The 21,520-nt window shown below is 58.1% G+C and carries 17 protein-coding genes; 13 read left to right on the forward strand and 4 right to left on the reverse strand.

What is annotated here, in order from left to right:
- Positions 1 to 23 precede the first annotated feature (23 nt).
- The 11 genes from murC to DTJ15_RS05235 all read left to right on the forward strand — a co-directional run bounded on the left by murC (position 24) and on the right by DTJ15_RS05235 (position 15,037).
- Entirely contained in the window at positions 24 to 1,442 is a 1,419-nt protein-coding gene (murC, locus tag DTJ15_RS05185; protein WP_043559835.1) for a UDP-N-acetylmuramate--L-alanine ligase, read from the forward strand.
- Positions 1,439 to 2,356 (forward strand): UDP-N-acetylmuramate dehydrogenase, encoded by a 918-nt coding sequence (gene murB / locus DTJ15_RS05190; RefSeq protein ID WP_249079691.1) that lies wholly within the window; start codon positions 1,439 to 1,441, stop codon positions 2,354 to 2,356. The genes murC and murB overlap by 4 nt, the downstream gene beginning before the upstream one ends.
- A gap of 17 nt (positions 2,357 to 2,373) precedes the next feature.
- Positions 2,374 to 3,378, forward strand: a complete 1,005-nt coding sequence (locus DTJ15_RS05195; protein ID WP_052349031.1) for a D-alanine--D-alanine ligase — start codon at positions 2,374 to 2,376, stop codon at positions 3,376 to 3,378.
- A complete protein-coding gene (locus DTJ15_RS05200) occupies positions 3,375 to 4,262 on the forward strand; it encodes a cell division protein FtsQ/DivIB (RefSeq protein WP_052349030.1) in 888 nt (295 codons plus the stop codon). Before DTJ15_RS05195 ends, DTJ15_RS05200 begins: the two co-directional genes overlap by 4 nt.
- Before the next feature lie 5 nt (positions 4,263 to 4,267).
- Positions 4,268 to 5,599 (forward strand): cell division protein FtsA, encoded by a 1,332-nt coding sequence (gene ftsA / locus DTJ15_RS05205; protein WP_052349029.1) that lies wholly within the window; start codon positions 4,268 to 4,270, stop codon positions 5,597 to 5,599.
- A gap of 117 nt (positions 5,600 to 5,716) precedes the next feature.
- Complete coding sequence (ftsZ, locus tag DTJ15_RS05210; RefSeq protein ID WP_249109570.1) at positions 5,717 to 7,174, forward strand: cell division protein FtsZ; 1,458 nt, start codon at positions 5,717 to 5,719, stop codon at positions 7,172 to 7,174.
- A 117-nt stretch (positions 7,175 to 7,291) separates the two neighbouring features.
- Positions 7,292 to 8,254 (forward strand): UDP-3-O-acyl-N-acetylglucosamine deacetylase, encoded by a 963-nt coding sequence (gene lpxC / locus DTJ15_RS05215; RefSeq protein WP_249109571.1) that lies wholly within the window; start codon positions 7,292 to 7,294, stop codon positions 8,252 to 8,254.
- A gap of 90 nt (positions 8,255 to 8,344) precedes the next feature.
- Complete coding sequence (locus DTJ15_RS05220; protein ID WP_227656569.1) at positions 8,345 to 9,367, forward strand: outer membrane protein assembly factor BamD; 1,023 nt, start codon at positions 8,345 to 8,347, stop codon at positions 9,365 to 9,367.
- Between the two features lie 215 nt (positions 9,368 to 9,582).
- Positions 9,583 to 11,319: a DNA repair protein RecN gene (recN, locus tag DTJ15_RS05225; protein WP_043559825.1), complete on the forward strand. Its 1,737-nt coding sequence runs from the start codon at positions 9,583 to 9,585 to the stop codon at positions 11,317 to 11,319.
- Positions 11,316 to 13,394 (forward strand): NAD-dependent DNA ligase LigA, encoded by a 2,079-nt coding sequence (ligA, locus tag DTJ15_RS05230; protein ID WP_249109573.1) that lies wholly within the window; start codon positions 11,316 to 11,318, stop codon positions 13,392 to 13,394. Before recN ends, ligA begins: the two co-directional genes overlap by 4 nt.
- 311 nt (positions 13,395 to 13,705) lie before the next feature.
- The gene (locus DTJ15_RS05235) at positions 13,706 to 15,037 is read left to right on the forward strand and encodes a hypothetical protein (RefSeq protein WP_249109574.1); all 1,332 of its coding nucleotides are present in this window, start codon (positions 13,706 to 13,708) and stop codon (positions 15,035 to 15,037) included.
- A gap of 102 nt (positions 15,038 to 15,139) precedes the next feature.
- Here DTJ15_RS05235 and DTJ15_RS05240 read toward each other — a convergent pair whose 3' ends face one another.
- Positions 15,140 to 16,048, reverse strand: a complete 909-nt coding sequence (locus DTJ15_RS05240; protein WP_086431481.1) for a glycosyltransferase — start codon at positions 16,046 to 16,048, stop codon at positions 15,140 to 15,142.
- A 241-nt stretch (positions 16,049 to 16,289) separates the two neighbouring features.
- Here DTJ15_RS05240 and DTJ15_RS05245 point away from each other — a divergent pair, with 241 nt between their 5' ends.
- Both DTJ15_RS05245 and DTJ15_RS05250 read left to right on the forward strand, forming a co-directional pair.
- The gene (locus DTJ15_RS05245) at positions 16,290 to 17,654 is read left to right on the forward strand and encodes a hemolysin family protein (RefSeq protein WP_043559816.1); all 1,365 of its coding nucleotides are present in this window, start codon (positions 16,290 to 16,292) and stop codon (positions 17,652 to 17,654) included.
- Positions 17,651 to 18,220, forward strand: a complete 570-nt coding sequence (locus DTJ15_RS05250) for an isochorismatase family protein (protein WP_249109575.1) — start codon at positions 17,651 to 17,653, stop codon at positions 18,218 to 18,220. Before DTJ15_RS05245 ends, DTJ15_RS05250 begins: the two co-directional genes overlap by 4 nt.
- A 9-nt stretch (positions 18,221 to 18,229) precedes the next feature.
- On the opposite strand, the gene DTJ15_RS05255 is transcribed toward DTJ15_RS05250, so the two are convergent.
- The 3 genes from DTJ15_RS05255 to DTJ15_RS05265 are packed head-to-tail and all read right to left on the reverse strand — an operon-like array spanning position 18,230 to position 21,395.
- Positions 18,230 to 19,645: a glucoamylase family protein gene (locus DTJ15_RS05255; protein ID WP_232086365.1), complete on the reverse strand. Its 1,416-nt coding sequence runs from the start codon at positions 19,643 to 19,645 to the stop codon at positions 18,230 to 18,232.
- A gap of 44 nt (positions 19,646 to 19,689) precedes the next feature.
- The gene (locus DTJ15_RS05260; protein ID WP_249109576.1) at positions 19,690 to 20,739 is read right to left on the reverse strand and encodes a glycosyltransferase family 32 protein; all 1,050 of its coding nucleotides are present in this window, start codon (positions 20,737 to 20,739) and stop codon (positions 19,690 to 19,692) included.
- A gap of 8 nt (positions 20,740 to 20,747) precedes the next feature.
- On the reverse strand, positions 20,748 to 21,395 hold the full coding sequence (locus tag DTJ15_RS05265; protein WP_154981365.1) for a hypothetical protein: 648 nt from the start codon (positions 21,393 to 21,395) through the stop codon (positions 20,748 to 20,750).
- Positions 21,396 to 21,520: the final 125 nt, after the last annotated feature.

Below are 21,520 nucleotides of genomic sequence, written 5' to 3' on the forward strand. Positions count from 1 at the left end.
CCACCCCCGCCGGAGTTCCCCTGATGCGTGCATTACCTCTCAACCTTGGTCTGATCCACTTCGTTGGCATTGGCGGCATCGGCATGTCCGGCATTGCCGAGGTGCTGCACATGCTCGGCTACAAGGTTCAGGGGTCCGACATTGCCGAGAATGCCAACGTGAAGCGTCTGCGGAAATCAGGCATCCACGTTCATATCGGCCATGATGAGGCCAATCTGGGGGAAGCACGGGTCGTCGTCATCTCCACCGCCGTAAAACGGGACAATCCGGAGGTCATGGCCGCCCGTGCCCGGCTCATCCCCGTCGTCCGGCGGGCGGAGATGCTGGCAGAGCTGATGCGCCTGCGCTGGGCCGTGGCCATCGGGGGGACACACGGCAAGACCACCACGACCAGCCTCGTGGCCTGCGTGCTGGAACAGGCCAAGCTGGACCCGACCGTCATCAATGGTGGCATCATCGAGGCCTACGGCACGAATACCCGCATGGGGTCCGGCGACTGGATGGTCGTGGAAGCGGATGAGAGCGATGGCTCCTTCCTCCGTCTCCCTGCCATCATTGCTGTTGTCACCAACATGGACCCCGAGCATCTGGATCACTGGGGCTCCGATGAGGCGATGGAGGCCGGATACCGGCAGTTCGTCTCCAACATCCCCTTCTACGGCTTCGCCGTCCTTTGCGTGGATCATCCCCGGGTGCAGCAGATGATCCCCCAGCTCTCCGATCACCGCGTCGTCACCTATGGTTTCAGCCCGCAGGCGGATGTCCGGGCGGAAATCACCGGCACGGACAGCCAGGGCGTGACCTTCAACGTCACCATCACGGACAGGACGACCAGCAGCCAGCGTCTGGCCGGACCGTTCCATCTGCCCATGTTCGGGCACCACAATGTCCTCAATGCCGTGGCGGCCATCGCCGTGGCGCAGGAAATGGAAATCCCCGATCATGTCATCGCCGATGCGCTTGGCGGCTTCCGGGGCGTGCAGCGTCGCTTCACCCTGACCGGCACATGGAATGACGTGAAGATCATTGATGATTACGGCCATCATCCCGTTGAAATTGCCGCCGTGCTGAAAGCGGCCCGGCAGGCCGGTGCCGGGCATGTCATTGCCGTCATCCAGCCGCACCGCTATTCCCGCCTCAGTGCACTGTTCAATGATTTCTGCACCTGCATGAATGATGCGGACACCGTCATCGTGGCGGACGTTTATGCCGCCGGAGAAAACCCGATCGAGGGCATCGGACGGGATCAGCTCGTCGAAGGGCTGCGGGACCGTGGGCACCGCCATGTCCTGTCCCTCGCCTCGCCGGATGATCTGGCCAGCGTCATCGCCGACGTGGCCGTGCCGGGTGACTATGTCCTCTGTCTGGGGGCAGGGTCCATCACCCACTGGGCACAGGCCCTCCCCGAGCAGCTGGACAGCCTCAGAAAGGACGCACCATGACCACGGCTGCACCTTTCCAGCAGGCACGGGGACGGCTGAAGGAACAGGCCCCGCTGGCCGCCCGCAGCTGGTTCCGCACGGGCGGGGCCGCCGACTGGCTCTTCGTGCCGCAGGATGCCGAAGACCTCGCCACGGCCCTGCGCCAGTGCCCGTCCGACCTGCCCGTGACGGTCCTTGGAGCCTGCTCAAACGTCATCATCCGTGATGGAGGGCTGCCCGGGCTGACCATCCGTCTGGCCGGTGGTTTTGCCAACATTGAAACGGATGGAGACGGGCTGATCGCCGGAGCCGCCGCACTGGACAGCAGCGTGGCAGAAACGGCGGCGCAGGCAGGCATGGCCGGTTTCGCCTTCCTCTCCACCATTCCCGGCTCCATTGGTGGAGCCGTCTGCATGAATGCCGGAGCCTATGGGGGTGACCTCTCCACCCTGCTCGACTGGGTGGAAATCCTCACCCGTGAGGGCACCATCCAGCGTCTGCCCGCCCCGGCACTGGAGATGCGGTACCGTCACAGCTCCCTGCCGGAAGGCAGCATCGTGCTGCGTGCCCGCCTGAAAGCCCACGGTGCGGAAGACCCCGCCACCATCCAGCAGACAATGCAGGAAATGCGGGCCAGCCGTGAGGCCAGCCAGCCCCTGCGGGCCCGGACAGGCGGCTCCACCTTCCGCAACCCCGAAGGACACAGGGCCTGGGAGCTGATCGATGCCGCCGGATGCCGGGGGCTGCGGCACGGTGGCGCACAGATCAGCGAGAAGCACTGCAATTTCATGCTCAATACGGGCGACGCCACCAGCACGGAGCTGGAAGAGCTGGGCGAGATGGTCCGTGCCCGTGTGCTGGACAGCAGCGGCATCACCCTGCACTGGGAGATCAGACGGCTGGGCCGTTCCCTTTCTCCCGCCTCCCCTTCCTGACAAGGAAACATCCGGGCATGACAGACAAGACCATTCTTCCCACACCCACACCTCTTTCCATCGCCGTTCTGATGGGAGGAACCTCCAGCGAGCGCAGCGTCAGCCTGTCCAGCGGCAGGGCCGTCATGGAGGCCCTGAAACAGGCCGGGCACCATGTCCATGCCATTGATGCCGGGCCGGACATCACCGCCACCATCGAGGCCCTGAAAGCCTGCAAACCGGATGCCGTCTTCAATGCCCTGCACGGTCCTGGCGGGGAAGACGGGGCCATTCAGGGCGTTCTGGAATGGCTGGGCCTGCCCTATACCCATTCCGGGATTCTGGCTTCTGCCATCGCCATGAACAAGGCCAGCACCCGCATGGCCCTTCAGGCCGCCGGTCTCCCCGTTGCAGAAGGCTGCCTCATCACGCCAGACGAACTGAAGGAACGGGCCCCCCTGCCGGCCCCCTACGTTCTGAAGCCCGTGGCGGAAGGCTCATCCGTCGGTGTCCATATTCTCCATGAAGATGATGCCGCAAAACGCCATGCCATTGCCGGGTCATGGACCTTCGGCCCCCAGATTCTGGCCGAGCGTTTCATCCCCGGGCGTGAGCTGACCGTTGCGGTACTGGGCGACGAGGCCCTCGCCGTTACGGAAATCCTCACGCCAGAGAGCGGTGGTTTCTACGATTTTGCGGCCAAATATCAGGCCAATGGCTCCCGCCATGTCATCCCCGCTCCCCTGCCAGCAGACATCACGGACCAGGCCCTCACACTGGCCCGGAGGGCCCATCAGGCACTGGGATGCCGGGGCGCCAGCCGGACCGACTACCGCTATGATGGTGATAAGGGCGAACTCGTCATTCTGGAGGTCAACACCCAGCCGGGCATGACGGCCACATCCCTGCTGCCAGAACAGGCCGCCGCCCGTGGGGTGAGCTATCCCCTGCTCTGCCACTGGCTGGTGATGGATGCCCTGGGGCGGGCGGAGCCCCTCTCCCTCCATCCGGTGCCCCAGCCTGAGCCCGCTGACGGCCCATGATGTCCTTCTTCAGGAAACGCCCCCAGGCCCCCGTGGACCCTTACGGGGACCGCCCCTCCAGCATGTCCCTCTTCTGGCAGCGGCAGAAGGCCATCCTGCGGCGGCTCAGCATTCTGGGGCTCGTCTGTTTCCTGATGGCTGGAGCTGGCTGGCTGGCCTGGAGCAGCCAGGGGGGACACAGGCTGGCAGACAGCCTGCGCACCCGCCTGTCTGCGCTGGACCCGCTGAAGATCCAGCACATCGTCATCACGGGGCGGCGCCTGACGGATGAGAGCGACATCATGGAGGCGCTGGGGACAGGCCTGAACCACTCGCTTTTCAGCTTCTCCGTGGAGGCGGCACGCCAGCGCATTGATGAGCTGCCTTTCATCGAGCATTCCACGGTCGAGCGCCACCTGCCGGACACGATCAACATCACCGTGGAGGAAAAGAATCCCATCGCCATCTGGCAGATGGAAGGCCATTTCGTCCTTATCAACCAGAAAGGAGACACTGTCTCACGTCAGGAACTGACAGCCAAAAACAGTTCGGTCTTCCGCAAGCTTCCCCTTGTTGTCGGCGCAGGTGCCAACCTGGAGGCAAATGCCATCATCACCCTGCTCGACCAGTTTCCCGATATCAACAGCCATACGCTGGCCCTCATCCGCATCGGGCAGCGGCGCTGGAACATCCTCATGCAGAACGGTACGACCCTCATGCTCCCGGAGGGAGCAGAAAGCGCCGCTCTCTCCCGTCTGCATGATTACCAGAACGATTACCAGCTCCTGGACCGCCCCCTGAAAACCATTGACATGCGGCTATCCGACCGTATGGTCATTCACCCTGCCACGCCTCAGGGAGCCGATCAGGAGGCTCCGCCTGCAACGCCGCCATCTGAAAACTGATCCCTATGTCCCGTTCCGTTTCACCGTCCCGGCATTATCCGCCCGCTCCCCAGCAGAAGCGGGCCGTTCTTCCCATTCTCCCGTCAGAAGAACAGCAGGGCTTTGTCTGGACGCCGGGGCTCAAGGCCGTTCTGGACATTGGCTCCACCAAAACCACCTGCCTGATTGGCCAGGGACTGAAAAATGGTGGTCTGCGTGTCCTGAGCTGGGGCTGGCGACGCTCCGAAGGAGTGAATTCCGGGGCCATCGTGGACACCATCCAGCTGGAGCGTGTCATCCGGGCGACAGTGGGCGATGCCGAACGGAAAATCAGCCGCCGCATCAGGGATGTGACCGTCAATCTCGCCTGCGGAACCCCCCGCAGCTATCACGTGGATACCTTTCTGGCCTCCAACGGGCGTGAGGTGACCGAGGACGACATTCTCCACCTCTATGGGCAGGCCCGCCACGAGGCAACCGAGCATGACCGCAGGATCGTCCAGGCCATGCCGCTGGGTTTCAATATCGATGAGACCCTCACGGTCCTCAACCCCTGCGGGCAACGCTGCGAGAGACTGGTGGGCAAGTTCCACATCGTGGATGCCCAGACGAGTGCCCTCCACACGCTGGATGCTGTCCTGCGCAAGGCCGAGCTGCGGGCCGTGGACCTGCTGTCCAACCCCATTGCCTCCGGCCTTGCTGTGCTGGACCATGATGAGCGTGACCTCGGGGTGACCGTCGTTGACATGGGAGCGGGCACGACAACCCTTGCCGTCTTCGCCCGTGGGCGGGTGCTCTATACACGGCATATCAGGGTTGGCGGCGATCACATCACCCGGGACATTGCTCAATCCCTGTCCATCCAGCTTGAAACAGCAGAACGGCTCAAAACCCTTTACGGGGTCGCCTATGCCTCGGCTGATGACACATCCATTCCCATCGCCCTGCCTGTCTCACATCGCAACATTGTCCGGCAGATCACCCGGGCCGATCTGGTCCGGGCCATCGCCCCCCGTGTCGAGGAAACGCTGGAAATGCTCCGCTACGAGCTGGACGGTGCCGGCCTCGGGCGCCCGGCGGAAGGACGTGTCATCCTGACGGGCGGAGGCGCCCTGCTGAACGGCATTGATGCCGTGGCTGCCGAGATCCTGAACCGGCCTGTGCAGGTCCGGTCTCCAGCCACCATACGGGGACTGCCGGAATCGGATCATCCCTCCATATGGGCGGGATTCTCCACCGCCGCCGGTCTTCTCGCCTGGGCAGCCGGGGCCAGAGACCGCTTCTGCCTTGCGGAACATGAAGCAGCCCCACGAGGCATTGCCTGGCGCTTTGCCAATTTCCTGCGCCGGAAGTCATAAACAGGCACAATACCCGATATTTAGCATTACATATTTCTCTCCAGATGCTACCCTGCCCGTAAATCTGTCTTCCAAAGACCAATCTATAATGTCCACCCTGGCCGAAGCGAGACCGTTATGTCACTGAACCTGACCCCAACGACCCCTGGTGTTAGTGCTGTCAGTCCCCCGCGCATCACTGTCATCGGGGTTGGTGGTGGCGGGGTCAACGCCGTCAACAACATGATCGACGGCAAGCTGCGTGGAGTGACTTTCATCGCCGCCAACACCGATGCCCAGCAGCTGGCTCTCTCCAAGGCTGAAACGCGCCTCCAGCTCGGCCCGACCCTCACGCGTGGCCTGGGGGCCGGAGCCAAGCCGGAAGTCGGCCGCCAGTCAGCCGAGGAAGTAGAAGATGAAATCCGCCAGCATCTGGAAGGGGTTGATCTCGTATTCGTCACGGCCGGAATGGGTGGCGGCACCGGCACGGGAGCAGCCCCCGTCGTGGCACGGATCGCCCATGAAGTCGGTGCCCTGACAATCGGCGTCGTCTCCAAACCCTTCGATTTTGAAGGCTCCCGCCGTAGCCGGGCTGCCGCAGCCGGTATTGCCGAGCTGGAAAAATACGTGGACACGCTGCTGGTCATCCCCAACCAGAACCTCTTCGGCAGCGCCTCGCTGACAACCTCGCTGGTCGAAGCCTTCGCCATGGCGGATGACGTCCTGTACAGTGGTGTCCGCAGCGTGACGGACCTAATGGTGGAAGCCGGGTATCAGAATCTTGACTTTGCCGATGTCCGTACCGTCATGAGTGGCATGGGCAAGGCCATGATGGGCATTGGCATGGCATCGGCCGAGGAAGATGGTGAAGACTGGGCCATCACCGCCGCCGAGCGGGCCATTTCCAACCCGCTGCTGGAGGAAACCACCATTGCCGGGGCACGGGCACTTCTTGTCAACGTCACGCTCGGTCCGGACATGAGCCTGCTGGCCTATAACCAGATCATGAATCTCATCCGTGAGACGGCAAACTGCGAAGACGAAGAAATCAACAGCGGTTTCGTCGTCAATGAGAACATGAAAGGCAAGGTGCAGGTTTCCGTGATCGCCACGGGGCTGAATGGCCGGAGACGCCATGAAGCCTCCGAGGAGGAACCGGTCGAAGTCCAGCCTCATGCCCCCGCTGAAACCGTGGCCCACACACCGGACACGGACCAGGCAGCGGAGCATCCAACTGCCTCCGCAGGAGACACCGGGCAGAACGAAGAAGCCCCGGAACACGACCCTGCCCCCGAAGGAGCAGGCCAGCCAGCCGGGGAGGCATCGCCTCTTCCCAATTACGACCCTCATCTCGGCCCGAACCAGCAGGCTTCTGCCCCCACGGTATCGGAGCCGATCCGCCCACGGGAGGAGACCGGGCAAACGGGCGGTGGGCTGTTCAGCCGCTTCTTCCGTACCCGTCCTTCGCCAGAACAGGAGCGCCGGGATACACACGCTGCGACTGATGAGCGGAAACCGCAGCATGACAGCGTCACCCCACCTGCCGAGGATGACGAGCTGAGCATTCCCACCTATCTGCGCCGTGGCCCGAAGTAACCGGGTCTGATTAAAGCCCCGGTTCCCCTGCGGGCAGGGGGCTTCATCCACCTCCCCCATGGGGGAAAGCGTCCTGCCTCACCGGGTAAGGTCGCCCATGCCCGAGCACCTGCCCTCATGCCAGAGACCACATGCTGTCGGCCTCATCAGCCGCCCCTCCAGAATACAGCCCACCTACAGCAGGCACAGACCACACTGGAGCAGGCCGTCCATTGCCAGGGGTGGGGCCTCCACAGTGGCAGGCCTGCCACGGTCCGCCTTGTCCCGGCAGCGCCGGATACAGGCATCAGGCTCCAGCGGCTGGATATGGCAGACACCCCCGCCTTCCGCCTGACGCATGACTGCATCATTTCCAGCCCTCTGGCCACGGTGGCCGCTTCTCCCCTTACACCGGGGCTGACAGTCGCTACCATAGAGCATCTCATGGCTGCTCTTCATGCCTGCGAAGTGGACAACCTTCTGATCCAGCTGGATGGGCCGGAACTACCCATTCTGGATGGATGCTCCAGAAGATTCATGTCTCTTCTTGAGGAAGCTGGCCGCAGCGGCCAGGCGGCCCCCCGCCGCAGCATTGAAGTGCTTCGCCCAGTTCATGTGGAAGGGCGGCACGGTGCTCATGCCAGCCTTCTCCCCGCCCATCAGCCCGACACACTCGACCTCTCCGTCAACATCGACTTCCCCGCCCCTGCCATCGGGCAGCAGTCGTTCCAGATGGTCTTGTCCCAAGAGACATTCGCCCAAGAAATCGCTCCCTGCCGGACCTTCGTAAACCATCAGGATATTGACGCCCTCCAGGCGCAGGGACTGGCATTAGGCGGATCACTCGACAATGCGCTGGTCATCCAGCATGATCGTGTCCTGAACCCCGGCGGACTACGGTTCGATAATGAATGTGTCCGCCACAAGATGCTGGATACGGTAGGCGACCTGTACTGTACCGGGTTCCGGCTTTCAGCCCGTTTTGAGGGACACAGGACAGGCCATGCGCTGAACAGCCAGCTTCTGCATGCTCTTTTTGCGTCCACCGAAAACTGGCGGTTCTCCGATGGCAGCCCGCCTGTCATGCCCTCTCCCGGCTGAGAATATCAGGCCAGAGAGCAAGAACCCCCTTTCCCCTGAACACTCCCATGCTATAAGAAAATCATGGTCAGCAGCATCCTGAAATTCCACATGATCCCATCCCGTTTCCGTCTCCCTGCCCTTGGGGCCCCGGCATTGCTCGGACTTGCCCTTCTTTCGGGCTGCTCCAGCTCCGACGCCGACATACAGGCAAAGCTGCCACGCACGGCGGATGCCGAGACCCTCTACAACTACGGGATCGACGCTCTTCATGGCGGGCATTACAAGCTGGCCAGCAGTGAATTCGAGCTTCTCCAGCAGAATTTCCCCTATTCCGGCTATACGGGCAGTGCCGAACTGATGGAAGGCTACGCTTACTACCTTCAGGGTGAGTATGCGCTGTCCGTCCAGCAGCTGGAGCGCTATCTCCAGCTCCACCCTACAAGCCCGGATGCTGCCTACGCCTACTATCTGCGGGGCCTGTGCTATTATGAGCAGATCGGTGATGTGTCCCGTGACCAGCTCGGCACGCTGGAAGCCATGGATGCTCTTCAGGAAGTCATCACCCGCTTCCCCCAGACCTCTTACGCCCGGGATGCCCAGCTGAAGATCGACCTCTGCCGTGACCATCTGGCCGGCAAGGAGATGTATGTGGGCCGTTACTATCAGCGGGAAAAAGACTATCAGGCAGCTTATGGCCGTTACCAGCGGGTCATCCAGGACTTCCAGACCACCAACCATGTGCCGGAAGCGCTGGAACGTCTGGTTGAGGTCAATCTGGCCCTGGGATTGCCTGATGAAGCCCGTCAGGCAGCAGCTGTCCTCGGCTATAATGCGCCTGACAGCCGCTGGTACCGCCTCGCCTACAACAAGCTGAAATACAACCATCAGCTCACGCCGCAGCTGCCCAAGCCGTCCCATGCCCAGAAAAAGCATGAGAGGCGCTCAAGAAAACACCGTGACGGTGCGGCACCGCCTGTGCAGGCCAAGGCACCTGTTTCCCCGGATTCCGTCATCGTGCAGCCTGTGTCCACAACACAGTCGGCGCCGGTGGCCTCCGTCGAGATTCCCCCGGTACCATCAACGGCAGCCCCAGGCGCCAACCAGCAGGCTGGCGGAAAGAAAACACGGTAACCCCCTCTGGGATATTGTGACCTGCATGCCGTAACCATTACTGAAAAGCAGCATGTGGAGCCGGAATCTTCCGACTTCACATCGTTTGCCCTTGTCCGGCCCGTGCAGCCTCTTGCACTGGGCCTGTTTCTTTCTGACTATCGGACACCGCATTTTCTGCAAACCACAACAGAAGCCCAATCCGACTGCTTCTGCCGGTTCTGGAGGCTGCACCCATGCTGACACATCTCTCCATCCGTGATGTCGTTCTGATAGAAAAACTGGACCTCCCCTTCCATGGTGGTCTGACAGCCCTGACGGGAGAAACCGGGGCTGGCAAGTCCATCCTGCTGGACAGTCTCGGCCTCGCCCTGGGGGAGCGGACCAGCAGCCGCATCATCCGTGCTGGAGCGACCCAGAGCAGCGTGACGGCCGTTTTCGAGCTGCACAAGGGGCATCCCGTCTATGGCCTGCTTCACAACAAGGACATCGCCTCCATCGAAGAAGGCGAACCTCTGGTATTGCGACGGATCGTCACGAAAGAGGGGCGCTCCCGTGCCTATATCTGCGACCAGCCCATCGGCATCAGTGTCCTGCGGGAAGTGGCCTCGCTGCTCGTGGAGATACAGGGCCAGCATGAGCAGATGGGACTGGCAAACCAGAGTGCCCACCAGACCCTTCTGGATGCTTTTGGTGTGCCACAGCAGCTCCGCCAGCAGGTCGCCCGCTGCTGGGATGACTGGCAGAACGCCCTGCGCAGCCTGAACAAGGCCCGGAAGGATGTTGAAGAGGCCAGCAAGGAAGAAGACTGGCTGCGGCAGATCACGGAAGACCTTACTGCCCTTGCTCCCCGAGAAGGCGAGGAGGACGAGCTTGCCGCCCTGCGGGTCCGGCTCCAGCAGGATGAACGCCGGGGCGAGGCCGTTGCTGCCGCCCTTGCCGAACTGACCCCCCGGGACCGCCGGACGTCCACACCGGCCAATGCCCTCCGTTCGGCCAACCGTGCCCTTTCCCGGCTGCTTCCCTCCCCACTGGACCGGGCACAGAGCGAGGAGCAGGAAACACCCTCCGCCCAGCAGGAACAGGCACAGGAAGCCCTTACGGCCCTGGAAAAGGCCGAGGAATATCTGGCCGAGGCCGAAACCCTGCTCTCCCGTCTGGCCGTCGATACCACGGTAGATTTCCGCCTGCTGGAAGAGACGGAAGAACGGCTTTTCACCCTGAGGGCCGAAGCCCGCAAGCACAAGATCAGCGTCAGTGAACTGCCCTCCTTCCTCGAGACGCTGAACCAGCGGCTGGCCAGCATTGATTCCAGCGCAGAGGCCCTGGCCCGGCTGGAAGATCAGGTCCGTGAGAGCCGGGCCGCCTATGAAGCCGCTGCGCAGGAGCTGGGTGCGGCCCGCAGCAAGGCCGCCCGTCAGATCGAGAAACGGGTCATGGCCGAGCTGGTCCCCCTCAAGCTGGAGCGGGCACGTTTCATCGTCGAGCTGGCCCCTCTGCCTGCCGAGCAGTGGAACCGCCATGGCATGGAACAGGTGGCCTTCCTCATCGCCGCCAATCCCGGCCAGCCACCGGGACCGCTCGGCAAGGTGGCATCCGGCGGGGAACTCTCCCGCCTCATGCTGGCCCTCAAGGTCGTGCTGGCGGGCCGCTCCTCCCTCACGACGCTGGTCTTCGACGAAGTGGATTCCGGTGTCGGCGGAGCCACGGCCTCGGCCATTGGCGAACGCCTGAACCGTGTGGCACGGGATGTCCAGGTGCTGGCCATCACCCACAGCCCGCAGGTGGCGGCCTATGGAGACCATCAGCTCCGCATTGCCAAGCAGGTCGTCAACAACCAGACACAGACCAGTGCCACCCCGCTGACAGATGAGGAACGCCGTGAGGAGCTGGCCCGCATGCTCGCTGGCGACACCGTAACCGATGCCGCCCGTGCTGCGGCAGACAGCCTTCTTGGACCTGCAGAAAAATGACCGGAACCCCCACCCCCGCCCAGCGTCATGCCGAACTGGAAGAAAAGATCGCCCGCTGGAACGAAGCCTATCATGGACAGGACAACCCCGAAGTCTCCGATGCCGAGTATGACAATGCCCGGCTGGAGCTGGTCATGCTGGAGGCCCGCCATCCGGAACTGAAGCGCAGGGATGGTGTCTCCTCACAGGTCGGAGCTGCTCCCAATCCGGCCTTTGGCAAAGTGAAGCACCGTGCCCCCATGCTCTCGCTGGACAACGTCTTCAGCGAGGAGGAGTTCACCCAGTTCGTCAGCCGGATCGGCCGGTTTCTCGGGCTTGACGAGGCCCAGACGGACGGGCTGAAATTTGTGGCCGAACCCAAGATTGACGGCCTTTCCATCAGCCTGACCTACGAAAAAGGCCAGCTGACGGTTGCCACGACCCGGGGCGATGGCACGACGGGTGAGGATGTCACCGCCAACGTGCGGACCATCAGCTCCATTCCCCAGACCCTGCCCGCTCCTTTTCCTGACCTGCTGGAAATCCGGGGCGAAATCTTCATGAGCCGGGCCGACTTCCTGGCTCTCAACAGACAGCAGGAAGAGCGGGGCGAAAAGCCCTTTGCCAATCCACGCAATGCCGCAGCCGGGTCGCTCCGCCAGCTGGACGCCTCTGTCACAGCCCGCCGCCCTCTGGGGCTGTTCGCCTACGGGCTGGGTTACAATACCGGCATAACCGTCAAGACCCATTCGGACTGGCTGGACCAGCTGAAAACATGGGGATTCACTGTCAATCCACTCTCCCGGGCCATAAACCATGCCAGTGACGTGCCTGCCTATGTGGAGACCCTGGCCAGGGAACGGCCTGACCTTGATTATGACATTGATGGCATCGTCTTCAAGATTGACGCCATAGACCTTCAGACACGCCTTGGTTTTGTAGGCCGTGCCCCTCGTTGGGCCATTGCATGGAAGTTCCCGGCGGAACAGGCCATCACCCGACTGAATGAGATTGAAATTCAGGTGGGGCGGACTGGTGCCCTCACCCCCGTGGCGCATCTGGAACCCATCAATGTCGGCGGTGTCATCGTATCCCGGGCCACCCTGCATAATGAAGATGAAATCCGCCGTCTGGATGTCCGCCCCGGCGACCTCGTGCGCATCCAGCGAGCCGGGGATGTCATCCCGCAGGTACTGGGCGTCGTGGATGCAGACCGGCAGGACCGGGCCGCCCCCTTCCATTTTCCCGATCACTGCCCCGTCTGCCACGCCCATGCCGAACGCATCGGCAATGAAGCGGTCCGCCGCTGCTCCGGGGGCCTGACCTGCCCGGCCCAGACGGTCGAAAGGCTCATCCATTTCGTCTCCCGCAAAGCGTTTGACATTGACGGGCTGGGAGAGCGCAGCATCCGCAGTTTTCATGACCTCGGGCTTGTCCAGCGGCCGGGAGACATTTTCCGCCTGCACGAGCATCGGGACCGCCTCCAGAAACTGGAAGGCTGGGGGGCACAGTCGGTCGACAACCTGCTTCAGGCCATTGAAGACCGCCGGACCATCAGCCTCCCCCGCTTCATCTACGCGCTCGGCATCCGGCGCATTGGCGAGCGCAATGCCCAGCTTCTGGCCCGCCACTACCAGAGCTTTCCCGTCTGGCATACGGCGATGCTGGCAGCCATCAGGCCCGAAAGCGAAGAACGGACCGCCCTGAGTGCCATCATGGGCATCGGCCCTGCCATTGCTGAAGAAGTTGCCGCCTTCTTCGATGAGGAACATAACCGGGCTGCGCTGGATGATCTCACCCCCTCCCTGACCATCAGCGAGGAGACCGGTCCTGATGCTGATGATGAGGGTCCAGCGCCTCTGGCTGGTCAGGTCATGGTGTTCACGGGGTCTCTCACCACCATGTCCCGAGCCGAAGCCAAGGCCATTGCCGAACGTCTGGGCGCACAGGTGACAGACAGCGTCTCCCGTCGCACGACACTGGTCGTACTGGGAGAAAAAGCTGGCTCCAAAGCCAAAAAAGCCCACGAGCTGAACATTCGCACGCTTGATGAAATGGAGTGGCGCGGCATGGTCGGGCTGGCCGAGACAGACTGAAGCAGACATCAAGGGGCAGGCTTGCAAAGTACAATAAAAATAAAGCCTGCCACAACGGTGAAATATGAAGTGAAAAAAGTTAAAATTTTGATTAAACTATTAATTATTTTATTATAAATCTATTTCATTTTTATCAAATTGAGAAAAATGCCTTACATGGCAATTTCTTGTATTTTATTTACTCAAGAAAAAGTTATTTTCTTATTTATGATTTATGCCTAATACTTATTTAAAATAGCATCAAATGGATAGACTTTCCTACAGGTCCCTTCTATATGGAATTTCGCCAAGAGTTTCCGGAGGTTAACACAGTGGGTGAAAAAAGGTATTTTCTAACATGGGATTTCCAGATCGTTCGACAGGATGCCACAAGTAAAGCCCTTTATTGCTCCAAACTGGAGGACCACTTCCCTACCGACGCTTTCGCTCTTGAACTTCACGAAGATGATGTCGGCGCAAATTATACATTCATCCCACAGGGCGAAGAGATTGCCCCCTATCATGTCGACGATATCGAAATAACCTTCAATTCTGACGTCCGTGTCTGGAACCTGCGGGACAAGAACGGGCTTTTCCTGTGCTTTGACTGTCATACACTTTCTTTTTCCAGGGAACATCCCTCCTTCTGGGAAGGCTTCCTGCTGCTTTCGCAGAGAGAAATTGACATACTGAGGCACCTCCTCACCAACAGGTGGGTCATTCCCAAAACACAGACAATCATTGATGGGAAAGACATCGAGGCCGTTGACGTCTTCAAACTGAAGATCAACCATTTTGATGTCGACATGCGATATCAGCTTTTCAGATACTGGAACAAATACAACATCACGCTCTATTTTGACGGATGGAAGCGTGAAACGCTCTATTTCTACAATCCTGCCGTCTATATCACGGCTTACAATAAAGAATCCGTCATGCAGCAATGCAAGATGTGCGTTGTATCACTGCGGAAAATGGGGAAATTCACCGGGCCGATCATCCTCATGACAGACAAGGACCAAGCCTACATAGACAATCTTTTTGAAGGGAAAAAAGAATATACGGATAACCTCATCATTCACAACCTGTACCCACAGGACTTCCTTTCCTTTGTCTGCTCCAAATACGAAATAACGGACAAGGAAACTTTTGCAGGTTATCAGCCGCTCCTGTATCTGGACCCGGACATCATCATAGACAATCCTCTGGAACCCCTGCTGATCCGTGGTCTTTCAAGCGGCAAGATATGTTCGCCGGCTGAAGAGTTCCATCCGATACAATCCCACATTCCAGTGGGATCCTCCCTGTTCTCGATGGATGATATTCCGGGGCGCTTCACACCAGGCATCAACGGGGGAACAATCCTTTTCCCCAATACGGAAAGTGATACAATCCGCCGTTTCATCAATGAGATCCGCCATCTGGTTACCAATCTGGTCTTCAAATTCGGGCGCTCATTCAATGGCTGGGCCGACCAAGAGGCCTATAACTATCTGGCCATCAAGACGAACGGGGTCAATTCCAATGCCCTGACGTCATTCACCGCCTATCAGGGCCCCACGCATGACAGGCGCCTTGGCCTCATTCATTTCTGGGGCTTCTCTTCAGAAGAGAAAGTAGAACGGATGAAAGAATACATGAATACGCTGGGCTGCCAGCCCTGAATAAAACCGTGTCCCGCCACCCCTGAGGGGCGGGACACTGACAGATACCTGCGGACCGGACCGCCCCAATTTTCCCCTTCACATAAGCCCCGGATTCATCCGTCAGGCTCTGTCAACCCTGTTCCACATGACGCCACAGATGGTCCTGGGCAAGATATTCCTGATTTCATCCTTCACCGCCGCCACCAGGGCACGATATTCCAGCCTGTATTTATCAGTCGTGTCAGGAGCCGGATGATCCCAGGGCTTGGTATCAGCGACATAATGGATAATTGACGCATCCTCCTGCGCCTTCTTCACCTGCTCCTGCATACTATATTCAAACTCAAGATAATTTGTATGAAGATATTCTGCATACAGGTTCCAGCTCTGGCTGAAATGATGAAGAGAATCTTTAAAGACATGATTGAGTATTGACTCATCATAAAAAAGCCATTTCTTCTTGATGCACTCTATGCAGTAAGCTGCATCTGCATCTGTTATGGCGTCCATATTGAAAAGAATGAGACCGCTATTTACATAAAAATAAGGGTTGTTTATTCCCAGCATGTTACGGCTGAATTTATTGAAATCTCCAAAATCTTCATATTTTCTATGATTACGGATCAGACAGCGAACCCCTCCCAATTTTTTATTCTGAGGGATCTCGTTGATGATTTTCAACACATCATCCCGCACCAGCATGTCAACATCAATGCTCAGAACCTTCTCATATCCCTTGAAAATCGTCGGGATGAATAAAGGAACATAAGTCTCCAGTGGCCGATTTTCATTATTGGCAAAATTCAGGCTTTCCATGAAAGACGAACAGTCAATGAATGATATGACGCTTCCAAAAGAGGCAACAACCTGTTCTGTGAGCCGTATGAGTGTCGTATCGAGATTCCGATATAAAACAAAAAACTCGATCCTGCTGGTATCTGAGCAATGGTCAAGTATGGACTTGATTGTGACAAGAGCCGGTATCAAATATTTTTTGTCAAATGAAACAACTATTGGAAAGGTACTCATCACAACCTCATTGAATCAAACCTTCGATCTTATAAAGGGTTTCGTAATAATTTCCAAGATGCTTCCTCAAAATGGTCTGCCCCCTGCAGAAGAGACAGGATTTTTGAACGTTACTACCCCGGCATGATAAATTTATTTTCCATCCTCCTCACACAAAGCAATTGAAACCTGCCCCAACTGCATTATCATACCGCCGATAATTGCCGCCTTGGCCCTGGCGGGGTGGCCATAGAGAGAACGCATGCCCACCACATCATCCAGTCATCATCCCTTCATCATGCTGATTGTCGGCCTCCTCGTTACGGTCGTACTCATCGGTGTCTCCATTCTCATCTCCCTGTCTGAAATCTCATTCGCCGCAGCACGGGAAACCCGCATGCGTGCCCTGGCTGAAGAAGGCGACAAAAGGGCCCGTGCTTTTCTGCGCCTCCGACGCAATAGCGGGCAGGTCATGACAGCCATACAGATCTGCCTCAATGCCGTCGGTATTCTGGGCGGTGTGGTGGGAGATGCCCTGCTGAGTGAACCTTTCGCCGAGGGCCTGCACCATCTGGGCCTGTCGGCACCTCTGGCAGACAAGGTCGGCTCTTTCAGCTCCTTCATCCTTGTCACCGGGCTGTTCGTTCTCTTTGCTGACCTTCTGCCAAAGCGCACGGCCATGAACGCACCGGACAGGATTGCTCTGGCCGTAGGCTGGTTCCCTGCCCTCATCCTCAAGCTCCTCTATCCAGCCGTATGGCTTTTCTCCCATATTGCCGACCTGATACTGAGGTTGCTGCGCATCCCGGCCACGGCCACGGTAGAGGCCGTCACGCCAGAAGATCTCCGGGCCATTCTTGCCGCAGGCACGGCCTCCGGCGTTCTTCTGGAGCAGGAACATCAGATGATCCAGAATGTCATGGCCCTGCAAAACCGTTCCGTGACATCTGCAATGACACCTCGGGACGAAATCGTTTATCTGGATGTCAATGAAAGTCTGGAGAGCCAGCGCGACAAGGTGCGGGTCCGCCCCTATTCCCGTTACCCGTTCTGCGATGGATCGCTGGACAGGGTTGTCGGCTCCATCCGTGCGGAAGATGTGTTGGTCGCTGTTGTTGATGAACCCACCACACTGACCGACCCGCAGAAGGCCCCTCCCAAACAGATATTCAACATGCGCCGGGATGTCCTCTCCCTGCCCGATACGCTGAACCTGTGGGAGACACTGGCCCAATTTGATACGCATGGCGCCGGTTTCGCGCTCATCTTCAATGAATATGGGCTGGTTGTCGGACTGATCACGTACAAGGACATCATGGGTGCCCTGATGGATGGACTGGCCAATCCTTTTGAAGAGCAGGCCATCGTCCGCCGTGATGCTGATTCATGGCTCATCGACGGAGCCGCTCCCATTCTGGATGTTATCCGGGAGCTGGATATCCCCCTCTTCCATGACAATTCCGAGTTTGACACCATTGCCGGTTTCATCACCCATCGTCTGCGCCGTATGGCCCGCAAGGCAGACCGTGTCGAGGTGGCCGGTTTCCGTTTTGAGGTGGTGGATGTCGAACGTTTCCGCATCAACCAGCTTCTGGTCACCCGTATGAAACCCTCTGGCAAAGCATGAACAGCCACATCCTGCTGCCTCATGGCATAAGCGCCCAAGATGCACTGCTGATCATCGACATGCAGAATGACTTCATGCCCGGCGGCGCCCTCCCCGTTCCCGGCGGGCATGACCTTCTGCACGCCATCAATGGCCTCAGCCATCTGAATTTCAGGGCCGTCGTCGCTTCCCAGGATTGGCACCCCATGGGCCATTGTTCCTTCAAAGAGCAGAACGGCCCATGGCCTGCCCATTGCATTGCCGGGACAGACGGCGCTGCAATGGTAGAGGGGTTGGACCAGCGACGCATTACCCATATCATCCGCAAAGGAACAGCAACCGATGCGGACTCAAACTCTGCTTTTCATGACGATAGCGGACGCAGCACTGGCCTGACAGACCTGCTGAACGGCCTTGGCGTCACACGGGTTTTTCTGTGCGGCGTGGCGCTGGATGTCTGCGTTCTGGCCTCAGCCCGTCATGCTGTACGGGCTGGATTTGAAACCTTCATCATACAGCAGGCCTCAGCAGGGATCAGGCCACTATCAGCCTCCTCCCTGCTGGAAGAGTCCATAAAACTCGTCTGACAGGGCGGACTAACGTTTTTCAAATCCTGCCTGCTGAAGTCCCCTTTGCAGGAACGGGTTCTTCTTCATGACATTCCAGACCAGCCCGCTACGAAGGTTTTCGGTCATCAGCAGGATGGGCCCCTGGTCAATCCCGAGCTGCTGACCATCAACCCAGAAACCGTCCTTCCCATCAGAAAAACTGGGATTGAATGCATCAAGAAAACCGTACTGGTTATAAACCCGACTGCCGTATCGGGCCTTCATGGCCTGAAGTGCCGGCAAGGCAATTTCTGGCGCAAAAGCTACAGACCCACCTGCTGCCGTAGGCGCAATCGTGCCGTCATCCAACACATAATCCCGTCCGGCCCCACGGGCGCTGTACGCCAGAAAATGACGCCGCTGACCATCAACATCCCTGTAGGCATCCCCCGGTCCATCCGAAGCCGTCAACCCCCAGATGTCTGAACCATAATCCTTCCAATGTCCCGGATTCTGGCGGGCATACTCCCGCTGTGCGTAGACCGCTCTCTGGCTGTTCTGGAAGTAGTTATAACCACGCTGCCGACTTGCCTTATCCAGAATATCGCGGAAATCTACCCAACATTCACTATACTGATGCCCGAACAGGGGAGCAAAATTGAGCAGGTCACGCCCATAAAAACTCCCCTGCTGCCCCTTGTGAGTTTCCGTCCAGCGGTCCCACGTTTCAGCAGGCAGGGCATGTGTCGGAGACCCAAGAGCCAGCAGGTACAGCATCAGCCCTTCATTATATCCTGTCCACTGTGAAGACAGGAAATGACCCGGCGGCATCCACCCCATGCTCAGCCAAGGGCTTTTGCCACCGGTCATCCACTGCCAGTCCACCCGACCGTATAATGTCTCGGCCAGTGTCCGGATTTCAGCTTCCTGCCTGTCGGACCTGTCATAATAGGACTGTGCAAACAGAACACCGCCCATCAGCAGTGCCGTATCTATGCTGGATAGCTCCGACCAGTCTGCCACCCGCAGCCCCGTCTCCGGGTCCAGAAAATGATAGAAGAAGCCGTGGGTTCCTGCCGTACCGCTGGCCTCATCACCCTGTGGCAACGCCGCCAGAAACCGCAAGGTCAGGAGGGTCCGCTCCACGGCCTGCTGCCGTGTGATATAACCCCGCTCCACCCCGATACCATAAGCTGTCAGACCAAATCCTACACTGGCAATACTGGCAGCCCCATGTGGCAGGGGAGCACGGTCCGGCACCAGACCATTCCTGGGATTGGCCGTCTCCCAGAACCAGTTGAAGGTTCGATGCTCCAGATCACTCAAGAAAATGCTGTCCTGAGATGACAGGGAGTAATCATCGGCTCTGGCGCCCGTCACGCCACCGCAAAATGAAAGAGAAAGGCCAATCCCGGCCAGCAGCATCCGCAGGCCTCTGGAAATACGGCGCACAGGTTGAATCATCGTCACGGGCACCATCTCCTCTACATCACATCGTCACACAAGGATCAGATCAGCATCTCGGAGTTGATGATGTTCGACTCCCTCCGGCTGTAATGCGTATCCTTCCCCACATGTTCATGATGGGCCATGTTATCATCAAAGATGGTATATTCGATCCCGTTGGAGAAACTGTGAATCTGCCTCACAATATCTTCATACCGGTCACGGTATTCATGCACGATCATTGAATAAAGCAGAGGCCCTGTAACCCGCAGGATGCCATAAGCCCCTGTCCCATGAATGGGACGTTTGTAGAGGGCAATACTGCACAGGACCTGCTGTATGATACGGCGCATCAGCGGATGACCCGCGGCACAGATGATGTAATACTGTTCGTACTCGCCATACGGGATGTGCTCGATTTCCGTATGCGGACGGGCACCATGGCACCAGAATGACAGCAGAAACCGGTCTTCCGGCCTCACGACCAAGTCCAAAGGATATGACATGGCGGTTTTTAGATCGAGATACACGCCACCGATGGCGTACAGGCACAGGTAGCGGAAAAAGTCAGCTCTGGCAGCCAGATAATCAGGACTTATAGCCCTGTAATATTTCAGTATTTCCTCACCATAGTGCTTCTGTATGAATTCCTCGATGTCATAATAGCCACCTTCCGACCAGAAATAGAATGTATAATTCTGATTCAGGGCGACAATGTTATTTCTGTTCTCTATGAATGCTTCCGGATAGACGCCCGGTTCTTTGGGGAAAATGCCAATCTGGTGGATTTTGTGAGCAATGTGGGCTTCTTCTGGCATTTCCGGCACAGGAGGTGGTAGGATTGAAGGATCAATCAGGCGAAACGTCTCACGATCCTGCATGACATTGCTGTACCCGTTGGACAGATCCGGTCTGGCAGAAAGGTAGCCCTGCCCCTTCCTGTAAAATCCAACGCGCGTAACAACCTGCCGATGAACCTCAAACCCCGCAGTCTCAATATCGTCTTCTGTTGCAGCCGGTGGGGCATCATCCTCGTAATAGGTGCATAAAAATTTCTGTACGATCTCACGATCGATAACGGCCAGATAAGTATTGTAGCGGGAAACAAACATGATGCCCCTCAGAACGCTATCTCTTTAAGGCGCGTGATGCGCATGGTGTACTCTTTCCCGGATATAAATCCCCTGAAAAGGAACTTTGCAGTCTCTCCCTTTTTCAGGCGACCTATTCTCGCAAATGTAGAAAGGTTCTCCAGAAAACCAATGCGTTTTCTATCAAAACTGGCAACAAACGGCTTATTGTCACCCGGCCCCAGAAAATAAAGCCCCGAAACCTCCCGTTCGTCATTTTCACAGAAAATCTCGGCCATGCCGGGGTCCGTAACAACGAGCAGCCCCACATAAACATCGTACTGAAGAGGGCAGAACAGCTCCCAGTCGGCGATAACCGGAGAAAAAGCAGTCTTGTTGTTCGACGGATTTATGCTGAGGTAATGACCTGTCTTTTCATTATGTAAGGCTACCAGCCCCCCATCCTGTGGGCATATCCTGAACGGAGGCAACTCAACCAGGCTGTTAAAAATATTACGCCACTGCGGTATGAAATTATTAGGAAAAGGACAGGGACCTGACACGAACCCACTCAGAAAAGAACCCTGTAACGGAACCCGCGCCAGCACCTTACGATACGGCGCATAGCACAAAACGTGCCCGAAACAGTCCATGAACCAGACTTTATCAAATGAGTAAGGCAAAACGTCCCCGGACATCACTCATTTCCCCAAAAACAGCATCAAATCCACTTGAGACTTCTTCGCCTGAAACTCTCTGCTCGCAAATGACAGTTCTGTCTAACGTAAAAAATCCCATCCCTCGCAGGAGGGATGGGACGAAA

The sequence above is a fragment of the Parasaccharibacter sp. TMW 2.1891 genome, from assembly GCF_023337675.1.
In the GTDB taxonomy this organism is placed as follows: Bacteria; Pseudomonadota; Alphaproteobacteria; order Acetobacterales; family Acetobacteraceae; genus Bombella; species Bombella apis.